This is a genomic window from Mesorhizobium argentiipisi (SeqCode) (genome assembly GCF_037179585.1).
GTDB classification, from domain to species: Bacteria; Pseudomonadota; Alphaproteobacteria; order Rhizobiales; family Rhizobiaceae; genus Mesorhizobium; species Mesorhizobium argentiipisi.
On sequence record NZ_JAPYKO010000004.1, the window covers coordinates 88,908 to 104,139 of the forward strand.

Annotated in this window: 16 protein-coding genes; 9 read left to right on the plus strand and 7 right to left on the minus strand. The window is 64.7% G+C overall.

All coding sequences use genetic code 11. The features are described from left to right. Positions 1 to 55: 55 nt before the first annotated feature. From O7A05_RS08405 to O7A05_RS08420, 4 genes are all read right to left on the minus strand, one after another. Entirely contained in the window at positions 56 to 886 is an 831-nt protein-coding gene (locus O7A05_RS08405; RefSeq protein WP_337092529.1) for a hypothetical protein, read from the minus strand. Positions 887 to 974: 88 nt separating this feature from the next. Beyond that, positions 975 to 1,634, minus strand: a complete 660-nt coding sequence (locus O7A05_RS08410) for an HAD family hydrolase (protein WP_337092530.1) — start codon at positions 1,632 to 1,634, stop codon at positions 975 to 977. Continuing rightward, complete coding sequence (gene dut / locus O7A05_RS08415) at positions 1,635 to 2,120, minus strand: dUTP diphosphatase (protein WP_224584776.1); 486 nt, start codon at positions 2,118 to 2,120, stop codon at positions 1,635 to 1,637. Between the two features lie 83 nt (positions 2,121 to 2,203). Next, positions 2,204 to 2,674, minus strand: a complete 471-nt coding sequence (locus O7A05_RS08420; protein ID WP_095766090.1) for an Lrp/AsnC family transcriptional regulator — start codon at positions 2,672 to 2,674, stop codon at positions 2,204 to 2,206. Positions 2,675 to 2,789: 115 nt separating this feature from the next. Here O7A05_RS08420 and O7A05_RS08425 point away from each other — a divergent pair, with 115 nt between their 5' ends. The 4 genes from O7A05_RS08425 to O7A05_RS08440 all read left to right on the plus strand — a co-directional run bounded on the left by O7A05_RS08425 (position 2,790) and on the right by O7A05_RS08440 (position 6,311). Next, positions 2,790 to 3,044 carry a DUF6356 family protein gene (locus tag O7A05_RS08425; protein WP_040994452.1) on the plus strand — a complete coding sequence of 85 codons (255 nt, stop codon included), beginning with the start codon at positions 2,790 to 2,792 and terminating at the stop codon, positions 3,042 to 3,044. A gap of 16 nt (positions 3,045 to 3,060) precedes the next feature. Continuing rightward, entirely contained in the window at positions 3,061 to 3,861 is an 801-nt protein-coding gene (locus tag O7A05_RS08430) for a class II glutamine amidotransferase (RefSeq protein ID WP_337092531.1), read from the plus strand. 148 nt (positions 3,862 to 4,009) lie between these two features. Next, the gene (locus O7A05_RS08435; RefSeq protein WP_337092532.1) at positions 4,010 to 4,810 is read left to right on the plus strand and encodes a class II glutamine amidotransferase; all 801 of its coding nucleotides are present in this window, start codon (positions 4,010 to 4,012) and stop codon (positions 4,808 to 4,810) included. 127 nt (positions 4,811 to 4,937) lie between these two features. Beyond that, entirely contained in the window at positions 4,938 to 6,311 is a 1,374-nt protein-coding gene (locus tag O7A05_RS08440) for an amidase (RefSeq protein WP_337092533.1), read from the plus strand. On the opposite strand, the gene O7A05_RS08445 is transcribed toward O7A05_RS08440, so the two are convergent. Together O7A05_RS08445 and O7A05_RS08450 are read right to left on the minus strand one after the other, a co-directional pair. Further along, positions 6,305 to 7,378, minus strand: a complete 1,074-nt coding sequence (locus O7A05_RS08445) for an NAD(P)/FAD-dependent oxidoreductase (protein WP_337092534.1) — start codon at positions 7,376 to 7,378, stop codon at positions 6,305 to 6,307. The genes O7A05_RS08440 and O7A05_RS08445 overlap by 7 nt on opposite strands. 64 nt (positions 7,379 to 7,442) lie before the next feature. Further along, complete coding sequence (locus O7A05_RS08450) at positions 7,443 to 9,257, minus strand: winged helix-turn-helix domain-containing protein (RefSeq protein ID WP_337092535.1); 1,815 nt, start codon at positions 9,255 to 9,257, stop codon at positions 7,443 to 7,445. Between the two features lie 203 nt (positions 9,258 to 9,460). Here O7A05_RS08450 and O7A05_RS08455 point away from each other — a divergent pair, with 203 nt between their 5' ends. The 4 genes from O7A05_RS08455 to O7A05_RS08470 all read left to right on the plus strand — a co-directional run bounded on the left by O7A05_RS08455 (position 9,461) and on the right by O7A05_RS08470 (position 12,312). Next, positions 9,461 to 9,742: a DUF4242 domain-containing protein gene (locus tag O7A05_RS08455; RefSeq protein ID WP_337092536.1), complete on the plus strand. Its 282-nt coding sequence runs from the start codon at positions 9,461 to 9,463 to the stop codon at positions 9,740 to 9,742. A gap of 15 nt (positions 9,743 to 9,757) precedes the next feature. Further along, complete coding sequence (locus O7A05_RS08460) at positions 9,758 to 10,273, plus strand: hypothetical protein (RefSeq protein ID WP_337092537.1); 516 nt, start codon at positions 9,758 to 9,760, stop codon at positions 10,271 to 10,273. Between the two features lie 71 nt (positions 10,274 to 10,344). Beyond that, complete coding sequence (locus O7A05_RS08465) at positions 10,345 to 10,596, plus strand: DUF1127 domain-containing protein (protein WP_337092538.1); 252 nt, start codon at positions 10,345 to 10,347, stop codon at positions 10,594 to 10,596. A 123-nt stretch (positions 10,597 to 10,719) separates the two neighbouring features. Further along, positions 10,720 to 12,312, plus strand: a complete 1,593-nt coding sequence (locus tag O7A05_RS08470) for a peptide chain release factor 3 (protein ID WP_337092539.1) — start codon at positions 10,720 to 10,722, stop codon at positions 12,310 to 12,312. 166 nt (positions 12,313 to 12,478) lie between these two features. Here O7A05_RS08470 and O7A05_RS08475 read toward each other — a convergent pair whose 3' ends face one another. Next, complete coding sequence (locus O7A05_RS08475; protein ID WP_140750787.1) at positions 12,479 to 12,946, minus strand: VOC family protein; 468 nt, start codon at positions 12,944 to 12,946, stop codon at positions 12,479 to 12,481. A gap of 269 nt (positions 12,947 to 13,215) precedes the next feature. Between O7A05_RS08475 and ilvD the strand changes: the two genes are divergently transcribed. Further along, entirely contained in the window at positions 13,216 to 15,060 is a 1,845-nt protein-coding gene (ilvD, locus tag O7A05_RS08480) for a dihydroxy-acid dehydratase (RefSeq protein WP_337092540.1), read from the plus strand. Positions 15,061 to 15,232: the final 172 nt, after the last annotated feature.

Below are 15,232 nucleotides of genomic sequence, written 5' to 3' on the forward strand. Positions count from 1 at the left end.
TTGTGGGGAGAAATCTATCGCGCGTGCCGGGGCCGGGCAAATGATTGCGTTTCGTTCAGAAGCGTTTCTCGTTCTCTGCTGACAATTTCTCGAAGGCGTCGGAATTCCTGACATAGCGAGACTTGGCATCGTCCCAGCGATAGGTGATGGAAATGTCGTGCGAGGCGGCCTTGGACGCTGGTTCCCCGCAGCTTTCGCCGCTCGGCTTGGTGGCGTCGGTCACCGTCACTTTGATCGCTGCGTAAGGTTTGTCGTCACCGTGCGTCTGGAAGGACAGGTCCTGCGTGCGCCTATAGGCGCAGACATTCTCGTCGAACGTATTGATCTGGTCGATCGCCTCGAACCGGTCATTCCGGACGAGGATAAGGATCGTGCCGACATAGCCCTGGTTCGAATTGAAATGCGTGCTCATGGTGAGCAGCGCGTCGTCATCCGCGCTGATCGGGAGTTTTCCTGGATCGCGAAAATAGGTGCTCCGGTCGGTTCCGACATTGACCGCGTCGAGCAGCTTCGGCTTGTCGGTGAGATCGTAGACGGCCAGCACGGCAAATCCTTCGGCGCTGTCCTGCGACTGGCCGAGATCGAGAAGCATCGCCAGCCGGTCCTTGCCGCCGGCCTTCATGGCCAGCACCGCCGCATTCGGCAGATTGACGGTCTCGGGCGGCGATCCGCCGTCGTTGCCGCCGAGGATGTCGCGCATCTCGATGGGCGCGCCGCCTGTGTAGAAGCCGTCGTCGCCGGGCTTGAGATCAGGCACGATCATTTTGGCGAGGTCGAAATAGGTGACGTCCTGGTGCCCGGGAATGGCGCTGTTCAGTTCCGGAAAGCTGACGGCCTGGGCCAGCGCGGCCGCCCACAGGCATGGCAGCAGCAGGCATGCAAACATGAAACGGCATAAGGTGGAAATCACCGACCGCGCCCCCTCGGATGCGCTCACGCTAGCACGGCGCGTTGCGGTGCGCAGCCGGGTGCGATCAGCGGATCGGCACGAGCCCGGCAAGTTCGCGCATATCGTCGAACAATATGCCGCCGGCCGCCGCCAGGCCATCGCGATCGGAGAGCGGATCGGCATAATAGGAGAACACCCGCATGCCGGCGGCGATGCCGGCCTCTGTCCCCGCGACGCTGTCTTCGATGACGATGCAGTCGGCCGGCGCGCAGCCCATCGTCTTCGCCGCATGAAGAAAGAGATCCGGGAACGGTTTGCCTCGGCTGACCATGGTGGATGAGAACATCGCATGCTCGAACAGCGGCAACAGCCCGGTCTGGCCGAGCGTGATGTACATCTTCGAAACCCGCGCCGAGGAAGCGACGCAATAGGCGATGCCCGAGGCCCGCACCTTATCGATGAAGTCGCGCACATAGGGGATTGCTTCGACCCCGTGCGAAAAGAGGTCCGGCAGGCCGGCATTCCAGCGCTCCACGAAGTCGGCGCCGAGCCTGGCCTTGGTCGTCCCTTCGATCTCCTGCTGCACCGAGACCATGCTGCGGCCGGAGAAATGCTTGCGGCAATATTCGAATGTGGTCGCAAAACCGGCGGCGGTCAGCCATTCGGCGAGGCGCCGGTTGGCAAGATTCTCGGTGTCGACCAGAACCCCGTCGCAGTCGAAGATAACTAGCTTAGGAATTGCCATTCAAGCGGTGCCGGTCGATCCGAACCCACCGGCTCCGCGCGTCGTGCCGCCGGCGAGAGCGCGCTCCTCGACCGTAACCTGGGTGACGGGGGCGAAGACGATCTGGGCGATGCGCATGCCGCGCGTCACCGGGAAATCCTCGTCGCCGAGGTTGACGAGCAGCACTTTCACCTCGCCGCGATAGTCGCTGTCGACGGTGCCGGGCGAGTTGAGGACGGTAAGGCCATGCTTGAAGGCGAGGCCCGAGCGCGGCCGCACCTGGCCTTCCATGCCTTCCGGGATTTCCAGGACGAGCCCCGTCGGCACCAGCGCGCGTTTTCCTGGCAGGATGAGCAGTGGCCGGTCCTCCGGCACTGCGGCGCGCAAATCCATGCCGGCGGCGCCCGCGCTCTCATAGGCCGGCAGAGGCAGGCCTTCGCCATGCGGAAGCCTGACGAAACCGACGGTGGGGCCGATGACGGAGGAAGAATGGACAGCCGTGCGCATGAGCCCACTCCTATCGGCGCGGGTACCGATTCGGTCAACCCGGCCGTGACGCTATCAACGCCTTTCTTTCAAGGCGGTTCCGGTTAGCGCAGTTCCACCGGCACGACGGTGGTCTCCTTGATTTCCTCCATGACGAAGGAGGCCGAGACGTCCGACAGCGCCACCTTGGCGATCAGCCGCTGGTAGAGGCGGTCATAGGCTTTGACGTCGGCGACGCGGGCCCTCAGCACATAGTCGAGGTCACCCGACATCCGGTAGACGCCGGTGATCTCGGCAAAGCCGGTCACTGCCGCGCGGAATTTCTGCAGCCAGTCCGGATCGTGGTTGGAGGTGCGGACCAGGATGAAAACGGATAGGCCCAGCCCGAGCTTGTCGGCATCGACCAGCGCGACGCGGCCGGTGATGACGCCATCCTCCTCCAGCCGCTTGACGCGCCGCCAGCAGGCGTTGCGCGACAGCGCCACCCGCTCCGACAGCTGGTCGACCGACAGCGTGCCGTCGCGTTGCAGCTCGGCCAGCAATCTTCGATCAATTTCATCGATTTCCGTCGCCATATTGGGATGAATGTCCCACAAAATATGAAAAAGCAAGGACCATCTGGGACCAATGAACCAAAGCCGTATGGCACGATACTCACCATCGGGGCTCGTCCCGGCAGGAGGGATCACCATGACGACACGGTTTACGGCACTGTTCACGGCTCACCCGGAGAAGGTCGGCGAGACCTATTTCGGCCATATGGCTTTCGCCGCCTGGTTCTGCTCGCGGCTGTCGATGGCGGCGGGCGCCGCGCTCGTTCACGCTTTCTTGCCATTTCTGTTCGAGACTACGGCCAGCCGAATCGTTCGCGAGCTTTATGAACGCACGCACAACAGGGGCTCGCACGCGGTGAAGGAGCCAAAGGCTCTCCTGGACCGCGCCTGATAGATGGTGGAATGCGATGTGCCGGTGGGCGGCCTATTTGGGTGAAGCGGTCTTCCTCGAAGACATCATCACCGCGCCCTGCCACTCGCTGATCGCCCAAAGCCACTGCGCCCAGGAAGCCAAGTCGCCGACCAACGGCGACGGCTTCGGCCTGGCCTGGTATGGCGACCGGCCCGAGCCCGGCCTTTATCGCGATATCCTGCCGGCCTGGTCCGACCCCAACCTGAAGAGCCTGTGCCGGCAGATCAAGTCGGGCCTGTTTCTGGCCCATGTGCGCGCCTCGACCGGCGGCGCCACCAGCCGCATGAACTGCCATCCTTTCGTCTCCGGCCGCTGGTCGTTCATGCACAACGGTCAGATCGGCGGCTTCGAAAAGATCCGCCGCGCGCTGGAGAACTCGCTCTCCGACGAGGTCTTCGACCAGCGCGAGGGCACCACCGATTCCGAGCTCTTTTTCCTCTTGATGATCGACCAGGGACTGGCGAGCGACCCGCAGGGCGCGGTGTCGCGGGCAACCGGTCGCGTCATCGAGGCCTCGCGCCGGGCCGGCATCGAACCTGCGTTGAAACTGACCGCGGCCTTTTCCGATGGCGAGGCGCTCTATGCTGTGCGCTACGCCACCGACGACCATGCGCCGACGCTCTATACCGGCGCTTTCGCGAAACGCGCCGGCCATTGCATCGTCTCCGAGCCCTTCGACCGCGACGGTCGCGACTGGCAGGCGATCCCGCCATCGAGCTTCGTCACCATGACGAGGGTCGGCACTGGCATCCGGCCGTTTGCGCCGGCGGCGGCCCCGCCGGCGCTGGTCGGCTGAAGCAAGATCCAGGCTGCCGGATTCAGGCAGAGATCAGCAAAACGTAAGCGCGGCGTAAGGACGCCCGGGCTCGCTCCTGTCATCTGTGGCGCTCGACGGGCCGCGAATCCATTCGCGCGCCCAGAGCGCATCGACAGAGGATCAAACAATGTGCAGGTGGGCAGCCTATCTCGGCGACGCGATCTTCCTGGAGGACGTCATCGCCGCACCCTCCCATTCGCTGATCGTTCAGAGCCATGGCGCGAAGGAGGCGAAATCGCCGATCAGTGCCGACGGCTTCGGCGTAGCCTGGTATGGCGACCGGCCGGAACCCGGCCTTTACCGCGATGTCCTGCCGGCCTGGTCCGATACCAATCTCAGGAGCCTTGGACGCCAGATAAAATCCGGCATGTTCCTGGCGCATGTGCGCGCCTCGACAGGCGGCGCCACCAGCCGCGCGAACTGCCATCCCTTCGTTTCGGGCCGCTGGTCGTTCATGCATAATGGCCAGATCGGCGGCTTCGAGAAGATCCGTCGCGCGCTCGAGAATTCGCTCTCCGATACGTTGTTCGACCAGGTCGAAGGCAGCACGGATTCCGAACTGTTCTTTCAGCTTATGATCGGCGAAGGCCTGGCGCAGGATCCACTAGGCGCGGTGTCGCGCGCCACCAGCCGGGTGCTCGATGCTGCGCGCCGTGCCGGCATCGAACCGTCGCTGAAGTTGACGGCTGCCTTCAGCGACGGTCGGGCGCTTCACGCCGTTCGCTACGCCACCGACGAGCATGCTCCGACGCTCTATACCGGCGCCTTCGCCAAGGGAGTAGGTCGCTGCATCGTCTCCGAGCCGTTCGATCGCGACGGCCGGACCTGGCATGAGATTCCGCAGTCGAGTTTCGTCACCATGACCCGCGACAGCACCAGCATCAAGCCTTTCGCGCCGGCGGCCGTTCAGTTGGCTCTGGCAGGGTGAGGGAAATCGGCACCTGGCGCAATTTCGATCAAGCGCTCGCGAGGCTCGGATGCTGAATTCGGCTTGAAGCCGCACCCTCTGTCCGCCATGTTCAAGGCGGAGCGCGGTAAGCAGCCGGAGTGTGCACATGGATATCGGGTTTTCCTCGACTGCCGAGCTCGCGGCAGCCATTGCCCAGCGAAAAATTTCGGCGATCGAGGCGCTCGATGCGCAGCTTGCCCAGATCGACCGGCACAACGGGGCGGTCAACGCTGTCGTCGTCCTCGATCGGGAACAGGCGCAGGCACGTGCCCTCCTGGCCGATGCGGCAATGGCGCGCGGCGACACGCTCGGTCCGCTGCACGGGGTGCCATTCACGCTGAAGGATGCGCACGAGACGGCGGGTATCAGGACCACCGTCGGTTTTCCGCCGTTCGCCGACTACATGGCTAGGCAGGACAGCCCTGTGGTTGAAAGGCTGAAAGCAGCCGGCGCCATACTGGTCGGCAAGACCAACGTCGCCACCATGCTGGGCGACTGGCAGTCCGACAACCCGCTGTTCGGGCGCACTTGCAATCCGTGGGATCCGTCGCGCACGGCCGGCGGCTCAGGCGGTGGCGCGGCCGCGGCAGTAGCGACAGGCATGACTCCGTTCGAAGTCGGCACCGACATGCAGGATTCCATACGCTTGCCCGCTGCTTTCTGTGGCGTCTATGGCCTGAAGCCAACTGAACATCGCGTGTCGCTGGCCGGCGCCTTTCCCGCTCCGGGCGGTGTGCCGCGCAGCGTGCGGCTGATGTCATGTGTTGGCCCGATTGCTCGCAACATCGAGGATCTGGCGCTGATCTACCGGATCATTGCCGGACCGGACCGCGCGGACACCGACCTGGTGCCCGTGCCGGTTGAGCCGATGCCGAAACTCGAACTCAAGTCGTTGCGCATCGCCGTGGCCGAATCTTTCCCGGGCTTCCCGGTTGCCACCGAAATCCGTGCCGCCGTCGAAAGCCTGGCCGCGCAGCTCGCCTCGACAGGCGCGGTTGTGGAGGAAGCGAAATTGCCGAAGCTCGACCTGCACGACGACCTCGCCGAGGGCGGCAAGCTGATCGGCATGATGCTGGAAGCCGCGCAGCCGGAACCGCCGGAGCAGCCGACGCCGGTATCGCGCTGGTTCGCGGCGCTTGCCCGCCGCGACCGGTCGATCCTTGCCTGGGAGCGGTTCTTTGAGAGCTGCGATGCCTTGCTCTGCCCGGTCGCCATGACCACCGCCTTCCCGCACGGCAAGCCGGGCAGCCCGCTCAAGGTCGACGGCAAGGAAGAGAGCTACTGGATGCTGCCGGCCTATGGCGCGGTGTTCAATTATTCCAGCCATCCGGCGCTTGCGTTCCCTTGCGGGCAGGACCGCGATGGCTTGCCGATCGGCCTTCAATTGGTCGGCAGGAAATGGTCGGAAGCGCGGCTGCTCGGCATTGCAGCCGCGCTTGCGCCGCTCACCGGAGGATTTCGCCGGCCTCCCGGCTACTGAGCGAAACGCGACAGCGCGTAGGGTTCAAGCAACGCATCGCGCTTGTCGTTGAGGATTTCGCCGGCCGCAAACAGGCCGACCGCCGGCGCCAGCGTGATGCCGGAATGGGTGACGGCGACGTAGAGGCCGCCGACACCTTTCGCGCGGCTGACGATCGGGAACCCGTCGACCGGCGTCGGACGGTAGCCGATCGTGTGGAAGTCGAATTCCAGCTCCTTCGCGTCGCGCAGCATCGCTTTCGTCGCGGCGAACAGCGCGTGCGCGGCGGCCTCTGGATTCTCCCCCGGATCGCCGCCGCCGAAATCCGAGCCCGCGATGATACGGCCATCGGCGGTCTGGCGCATATGCAGTCTGTCAGCCAGCACCAGCCCGTTGAGCAGCTTTGAGTGCGGTCGCGAATGCACGATCAGGCCGGGCGGGGTCTCGATCGGCAGCTTGATGCCTGCCGTCGCGGCGATCGCCGGAGCGCCGGCGCCTGCCGCAATCACCACCTCGTCGGCGGCGATGATCTCGCCCGAAGCGACGACGCCCGTAACCTTGCCGTTGACCAGCGCCAGCCTGTCGACGCTTCCCTTGACGATCCGCGCGCCGCGCCGTTCGGCATCCGCCAGCAGCGCCTTCGTGGTCTCCACAGGCTCGGCCACGCCTTCCTGCGCGACATAAAGTGCAAACTCGGGAAGCTCCGCCAAATTGGGCTCGATGCGCGCCGCCTGTTCGCGCCCGACCCGCTCGATGCCGTAGCCCCAGGACGAATGCTCGACCGCATAGGCTTCGAGCCTGTCCGCGGGCAGGTCGAAGCACAGGCCGCCGCACCAGGCGAGCGGCAGGCCCGGCACGTCCTTCGCCAGCCGCTTCCATTCGGCCATGGCGCGGATGCGCAGCCGGAAATAGGTTTCCGGATTGCCCCAGCTGGCATTGATCCAGGCAAAGGAATTCGGCGTGGCGACACCGCCGGCGCGGCTTTCCGAAACCACCGTCACCCGTGCGCCGGCCCGCGTCAGATGCCAGGCGATCGAGGCGCCGATAATGCCGGCGCCGATGACGATGACTTGCTTTGCGCTGCTCATGCCGGACCTTTGAGAGAGAGATTTCCCTCTCATGCCACCGCGCAGGCCAGACCTCAAGTGAGAGCTAGTCGCTGCCCACCGCTACCCCCTGCGCCCCGGCAATCAGGCCCTTCAGCTCGTCGCAGCGCCGCATGAGCCGTGAAGAGTCGACTTTCTTCGCAATCGCCAGCGCGGTGCCGAGCTCCAGCTCAGCGCCGGAACGATCGCCGATCCTGATGAGCAGCGCCGCGAGCGACAGCCTGGCGTCGGCGACATTAATCGGCGAGCCGATCTCGTTCCAGCGCGAGCATGCGATCTGCAACTCCCGCGCAGCCTCGGCGAGGCGCTCTTCCTGCATGAAAAGTTCCGCCTTGGCTTCCGCGGTCAGCGCTTGGATGGAGGCCATCGGCCAACGCTGCGGCTGGGTCTCCAATTCGGCGATCACCTCTTTCGCCCGCTCGCGCCGATTGGTCCGCGCCGCGACCTTGGCGAGCGTGGCGAGGACCAAGCCTCGCCGCTGCAGCGTCGGCCAGCCATTGCCCACCAGGGAACGTTCGAGAGCGCTGAAAGCGGCCTCCGCCTGTCCCTGCTCGAGTTGCAGCAGCGCAAGTCCGGGCTGCGGATCCCACCCCGCCGCATGCGATGCGCGGTAGGCCGCTTCGGCTTCCGTGAATTCTCCGGCTGCCAGGTGAATGTCGCCCAGCACGCGCAAGGCGTCGCCGGTCGCCCAGGGCGCGTCGAGTGCGAGCTGGTCGAGTGCCGCGCGCACAAGCGCTTCCGCCTCCTTCAGCGTACCATGAACGCCGAGCACTTCGGCGCGATGCAGCCGGCACGAGCCCGAAAGGTCTTCCAGCCCGTGTCCCCTGCACCAATCTTCGTAGCTAAGCGTCCATTGGTTGGCGCGCGACCAGTCGCCGAAATTCCGACAGGCCCACAGGATGTTGCAATAGAGGATTCCGCCGACGACCGGGTCGACGTCGCTGGACAGGCCGAGCGCGGCGGCAAGGTCCTGATCCTCCTGCCCGGCTTTGGTTTCACCGAGACACAGTTTGAAGAAGCCGCGATAGATAAGGCCGAGCGACTCCACCACCGGATCGTCGAGATGCCTGCCGACCGCGAAGGCCTGTTCAGCCAGCGCAAGCGCCTGTTCCGGCTCGGCTTCCGCGCCCATGATGCGCGCCCCCATCCAGCACCAGAGACCGTGCTCCCTGCTGTCGGAAGCAGTATCGATCAACTGCGCGGCGCGCTTGTGCCAGCCCTTGGCGACGGCAAGCTCGCCTCTCTCGAGATGGATCCTGGCGAGGGTGATTGCGGGGGAAGCCGCGCGCAGCCGCTCGCCGGCCACGCCGTAAGCCGTCACCGCGCGCGCCAGAAGCGGGATGGCTTCGGCCGGCCGGCCCATGCATTCTAGCGCCAGCGCCCATTCCTCGAGATCGGCCGTCAGCAGCTCGTCGGCGGCATCCGCTTGCGTGAAAGCGGCCGCGGCGTCATGCCATTTCCTCGCTGCAGCGGCAGCCCGCGCCGACAGAATTGGCAGGCTGGGGATCGAGGGCCTGCCGCCCCCATCGGCCAGCGCCGGCCTGGTTTCCGAGGCGGCCGGTTGATCGAGGCAAATCCGGTAGCCGAAGCGGGGCAGGTTGCGCAGCGCCGTCTCCATGCCACCCTGGCGAAGAATGCCGCGGGCAAGGCTCGCGACGCGCTGCAGCGAAGCCTCGGTCACCGTCACGCCGGGCCACAGCGTCTCAAGCAATTCGTCCTTGCTCAAGGCGCGCTCCTGATGGCGCAGCAGGACGGCGAGGAAATCGAAGACCAGGGGCTGCACCTCGATCTCGCTTCCGGCGAGGCGAAGGGCGCGCGAGTCCTCATTGAGTTCGAAGTCGCCGAAGCAATAAATTCCCATCGGCAGCAATCCCTGTAACGGCAATAGGCAAAGGATCAGAATAAGATAAGGGCGGCATAAGGACTGTTGGCCGCCTCTTTCGTAATTCTCCGTCTGCCTGGCGGGCCAAGCTGCAGTTTAGCTCAGCGGCCCCCGGGATGTCACGGGCTCCGACCTGGTCGGACGCTCGGTGGCATTTGAACCCAGATCAAGGAGATTGTGACATGCACAAATACATCATCGAACGCGAGATCCCCAAGGTCGGCACCTTCGAGCGCGAGCAGCTTCGCGACGCGTCCAAGGCCTCGAACGCCGTTCTGGCCGAGCTCGGCCCCGACATCCAGTGGGTCGAATCCTTCGTGACGGACGACAAGACCTTTTGCGTCTATCTCGCCAAGGACGAGGCGATCATCCAGCGTCATGCCAAGATGAGCGGCTTTCCGGCGACGAAGATCACGCAGGTCAAGCGCCTGTTCGATCCGACGACGGCTTACGCCGCCGCCTGACGGGGAGGATCGATCGTGAAGCGCTTTGCGGAAATTGTCCTTGCCGTCGGCGCCTCCGCGCTGTTTTGCGGCACCGCGCTCGCCCATGACATGCCCGATCCAGTGCTCAACCGGTCCCGGGAAATGTCGGCCAAGTATCTCGACATCGAGGTCGCCAAGGCGGACGGCTACCGGCAACTGTTCGAATGCACGACGCATGACGAGCACGGCACGATGGGCGTCCACTTCATCCATCCCGGGCGGGCCGGCGACGGCAGGCTCGCGCTCGGCGAGCCGGACGTGCTGACCTACGAGCCGGAGGCCGATGGCTCCATGCAGCTCGTCGGCATGGAATACATCGTCTTCGAAAAGGACTGGAAGGGCAAAGGCGTACCCGAATTCCTCGGCCGCACCCTGCAGCGCAAGACGACGGTGGGCGCCCACCCGGTGGACCCTTACTACGAGCTCCATGTCTGGCACTGGCGGCACAACCCGGCCGGCATGTTCGCCGACTGGAACCCTTATGTGAGCTGCGCGCACGACCGGTCCTGACACGCGCAGCGTCTTCGGGAGGGCCTGCACGGCCCTCCCGATCCCTTCGTTCAAACAAAAGGAAGATGATCATGCCAGCCCTTCGTCTGGGAATGAAGCCCGTCGCCCGCCCGTACGTTAACGGGCGTTTCTTCGCGACAGCCGTCGAAATATGCCGTTCCGGCCTCCGCGTCCTCGCGCGGATCGTCCGCATCCGCAGGGATCGCGCCTGGCTGGACGAGCTGCCGAACTATTTGCTGCGCGACATCGGCATCAAACGCTCGGAAATCGCGTCGGTCACCTGGTTCGGCGGCAAGACCGATCGCGACGGTATGTGGAAGTGAGGACCAAGGTCTTTTGCCGACGGCACGTCTCTCTGCTGCGCCGGTCGAACCGGTTTGTCCAAAACCGTCGACAGGCTGGCAATGCGCTGCTAGAAGCCCGCGCCACAGACAGGATTCCAAAAATTGGCAGAAGACATCGAACAGGCGGTATCGCGCCGCCGCACCTTCGCGATCATCGCCCACCCCGACGCCGGCAAGACCACGCTCACCGAAAAGCTGCTTTTGTTCGGCGGCGCCATTCAGCTTGCCGGCGAGGTCAAGGCCAAGAAGGACCGCATCCAGACGCGATCCGACTGGATGAAGATCGAGCGCGAGCGCGGCATCTCGGTCGTCACCTCGGTGATGACCTTCGAATATGACGACAACGTCTTCAACCTGCTCGACACGCCGGGTCACGAGGATTTCGCCGACGACACCTACCGCACGCTGTCGGCGGTAGATTCTGCCGTCATGGTCATCGACGCCGCCAAGGGCATCGAGCCGCGCACGCTGAAACTGTTCGAGGTCTGCCGGCTGCGCGACATTCCGATCATCACCTTCGTCAACAAGATGGACCGCGAGAGCCGCGATCCGTTCGAAATCCTCGACGAGATCGAGCAGAAGCTGGCGCTCGACACTGCGCCCGTCACCTGGCCAATCGGCCGCGGCAGGACCTTTTCGGGCACCTACCACCTGGCGCAGAACGCGGTGCGCCGCAACGACGACGAGAAGGAGCGCACGCCGGTCCACGGTCCCGATTCCAACCGCGTCGCGGGATTGTTGCCGGACAATGAGCGTGAAGCCTTCATAGAGGAACTGGAACTCGCGCGCGAGGCCTGCCGTCCGCTTGACGTGGAGGCCTTCCGCGAAGGCCATCTGACGCCCGTCTATTTCGGCTCGGCGCTGCGCAATTACGGCGTGCGCGACCTGATCGAAGCGCTGGGCGCCTATGGCCCGCCGCCGCGCGCCCAGGAGGCCGACGAACGTCTGGTCGAGGCGACGGAGGACAAAATGACCTCCTTCGTCTTCAAGATCCAGGCCAATATGGATCCCAACCACCGCGACCGCATCGCTTTCGTGCGCGTCTGCTCGGGCAAGCTGGAGCGTGGCATGAAGGCCAAGCTTGTGCGCACCGGCAAGCCGATGAGCCTGTCGGCGCCGCAGTTCTTCTTCGCCCGCACCCGCGTCACCGCCGACGAGGCCTTCGCCGGCGACGTCGTCGGCATCCCCAACCACGGCACGCTGCGCATCGGCGACACGCTGACCGAAGGCGAGGAGATCCTGTTCCGCGGCGTACCGAACTTCGCTCCGGAAATCCTGCGCCGCGTGCGCCTCGGTGACGCCATGAAAGCGAAGAAGCTGAAGGAAGCGCTGCACCAGATGGCCGAGGAAGGCGTCGTGCAGCTGTTCTCGCCCGAGGACGGCTCGCCGGCCATTGTCGGCGTCGTCGGCGCGCTGCAGCTTGACGTGCTCAAGGAACGGCTGAACATCGAATACACGCTGCCGGTGGATTTCGAGATGTCGCGTTTCTCGATCTGCCGCTGGATCTCGGCCGACGACAGGGCGGAGGTACAACGTTTCATCGAATCGCATCGGGGCGACATCGCCCGCGACCTCGACAACGATCCGGTCTTCCTCGCCCAGCACGCCTTCTCGCTGAACTACGAAGCCGAGCGCTGGAAAGCGATCCGCTTCGCCGCGGTCAAGGATTACCAGGTGCGCGACAAAGCGGCGTGAATGTTTTTCCCTTCCCCCCTTGTGGGGGAAGGTGGCCTCGCGAAGCGAGGTCGGATGAGGGGTGTTCCAGGGAAAGCCAACGTCTCACTCCGCTGGAACACCCCTCATCCGTCTCGGCGCTGCGCGCCGATCCACCTTCTCCCACAAGGGGAGAAGGTAAAGGCGCTCACCCCCTCGCCGCCGCTTCGAGCTTGTCGATTTCGATCTTGCCCATCTGCATCATCGCCGACATGACACGACCGGCCTTGGCCCGGTCCGGATCCTGAAGCAGGCGCGGCAGTTGCTCCGGCACGACCTGCCAGGAAACGCCGAACTTGTCCTTCAGCCAGCTGCAGCGTCCCGGTTCGCCGCCTTCGGTGAGCCTGGTCCAGAAGTGATCCACCTCTTCCTGCGTCTTGCAGTCGATCGACAGCGAGATCGCTTCGGTGAACTTGTATTGCGGCCCGCCGTTGAGGGCTTGGAACTGCACGCCGTCGAGCTCGAACGAGGCGACCAGCACCTGGCCTTCCTGGGGATGGCCCTTGGGCCAGCGCGTCACGCTCAGCACCTTCGAATTCTTGAAGATGGAGATGTAGTGGTTCATGGCTTCCTCGGCCTGGTTGTCGAACCACAGGAAGGTGGTGATCTTCTGCATGCCTTGCTCCTCGGGCTTCATGTTGGCTTTTGTTGTCAAACGGGTCGCCGGCGATTTCGTGCCACTTCGATGCCGTCTGCCTCAAGGACGCTTCAGCGAGGCATCATCCGACAGCGGCAACAAAAATTCCTGAAGAGGTCAAATTCCCGAAGCGTGCTGGTGCAGCGCAAAATTGTGGCAAGGCCGGATCATGGCCGCTATAACGCTGCCGACCAAATTTAAGCGCCGCCCGCCGCGCATCGGCGCGGCCAGCCAGCAAGGACAATACAATGCCCGCCTATCGTTCCCGCACCACTACCCATGGCCGCAACATGGCCGGCGCTCGCGGCCTGTGGCGCGCCACGGGCATGAAGGACAGCGATTTCGGCAAGCCGATCATCGCGGTGGTCAATTCCTTCACCCAGTTCGTGCCGGGCCATGTGCATCTGAAGGACCTCGGCCAGCTCGTCGCACGCGAGATCGAGAAGGCCGGCGGCGTCGCCAAGGAATTCAACACCATCGCCGTCGACGACGGCATCGCCATGGGACATGACGGCATGCTCTATTCGCTGCCGTCGCGCGAGCTGATCGCCGATTCCGTCGAATACATGGTCAACGCGCATTGCGCCGACGCCATGGTCTGCATCTCCAACTGCGACAAGATCACGCCCGGCATGCTGATGGCGTCGCTTCGCCTCAACATCCCGACTGTCTTCGTCTCGGGCGGACCGATGGAGGCCGGCAAGGTGGTGCTGGCCGGCAAGGCGCAGGCGCTCGATCTGGTCGATGCCATGGTCGCTGCCGCCGACGACAAGATCTCCGACGAGGACGTCAAGGTCATCGAGCGCTCGGCCTGCCCGACCTGCGGTTCGTGCTCCGGCATGTTCACCGCCAATTCGATGAACTGCCTGACGGAAGCGCTCGGCCTGTCGCTGCCCGGCAACGGCTCGACCTTGGCCACCCATGCCGACCGCAAGCGCCTGTTCGTCGAGGCAGGCCACCTCGTCGTCGATCTCGCCCAGCGCTATTACGAGCAGGACGACGAAACAGCCCTGCCGCGCAGCATCGCCTCCAAGGGCGCCTTCGAGAACGCAATGGCGCTCGATATCGCCATGGGCGGCTCGACCAACACGGTGCTGCACATCCTTGCCGCCGCCCATGAGGGCGAGGTCGACTTCACCATGGAGGACATCGACCGGCTGTCGCGCAAGGTGCCCGTGCTCTGCAAGGTGGCGCCGGCCAAGTCCGACGTGCACATGGAGGACGTCCATCGCGCCGGCGGCATCATGGCCATCCTCGGCCAACTCGACCAGGCAGGCCTGATCAACCGCGACCTGCCCACCGTGCATACGGCGACCCTCGGCGAGGCCCTCGACCACTGGGATATTTCGCGCACCTCTGCCGAAAACGTCCGCGACTTCTTCCTCGCCGCTCCCGGCGGCGTGCCGACCCAGGTCGCTTTCAGCCAGGACCGCCGCTGGGGCGAGCTCGACCTCGATCGTGAAAAGGGCGTCATCCGCTCAGCCAAGACGCCCTTCTCCAAGGATGGCGGCCTTGCCGTGCTGAAGGGCAATCTGGCGCTCGACGGCTGCATCGTGAAGACCGCCGGCGTCGACGAGTCGATCCTGAAGTTCACCGGCCCGGCTCGCGTCTTCGAGAGCCAGGACGCATCCGTCAAGGCGATCCTCGGCAACGAGATCAAGGCCGGCGACATCGTCGTCATCCGCTATGAAGGGCCGCGCGGCGGCCCCGGCATGCAGGAAATGCTCTACCCGACGAGCTACCTGAAGTCGAAGGGCCTCGGCAAAGCCTGCGCGCTGATCACCGACGGCCGCTTCTCCGGCGGCACGTCCGGCCTGTCGATCGGCCATGTCTCGCCCGAGGCCGCCGAAGGCGGCGCGATCGGCCTGGTCCAGGAAGGCGATACGATCGAGATCGACATTCCCAACCGCACCATCCGCCTCGCCATCAGCGATGCCGAGCTCGAAGCGCGCCGGACGGCGATGAACGCAAAGGGCGCCGACGCCTGGAAGCCGGCCGAAAAGCGCAAGCGCAAGGTGACGACGGCGCTCCGAGCCTACGCCGCCTTCGCCACCAGCGCCGACAAGGGCGCGGTGCGGAACGTGCCGGAGTAAGGGCGCATTTCCCCTTCTCCCCTTGTGGGAGAAGGTGTCGCCGAAGGCGACGGATGAGGGGTGCTCCACCTTGGCGGCACCGCTTATCCAGTCAGAATTCGCCAACGTCTCACTCCGCTGGAACACCCCTCATCCGTCTCGGCGCTGCGCGCCGATCCACCTTCTCCCGCAA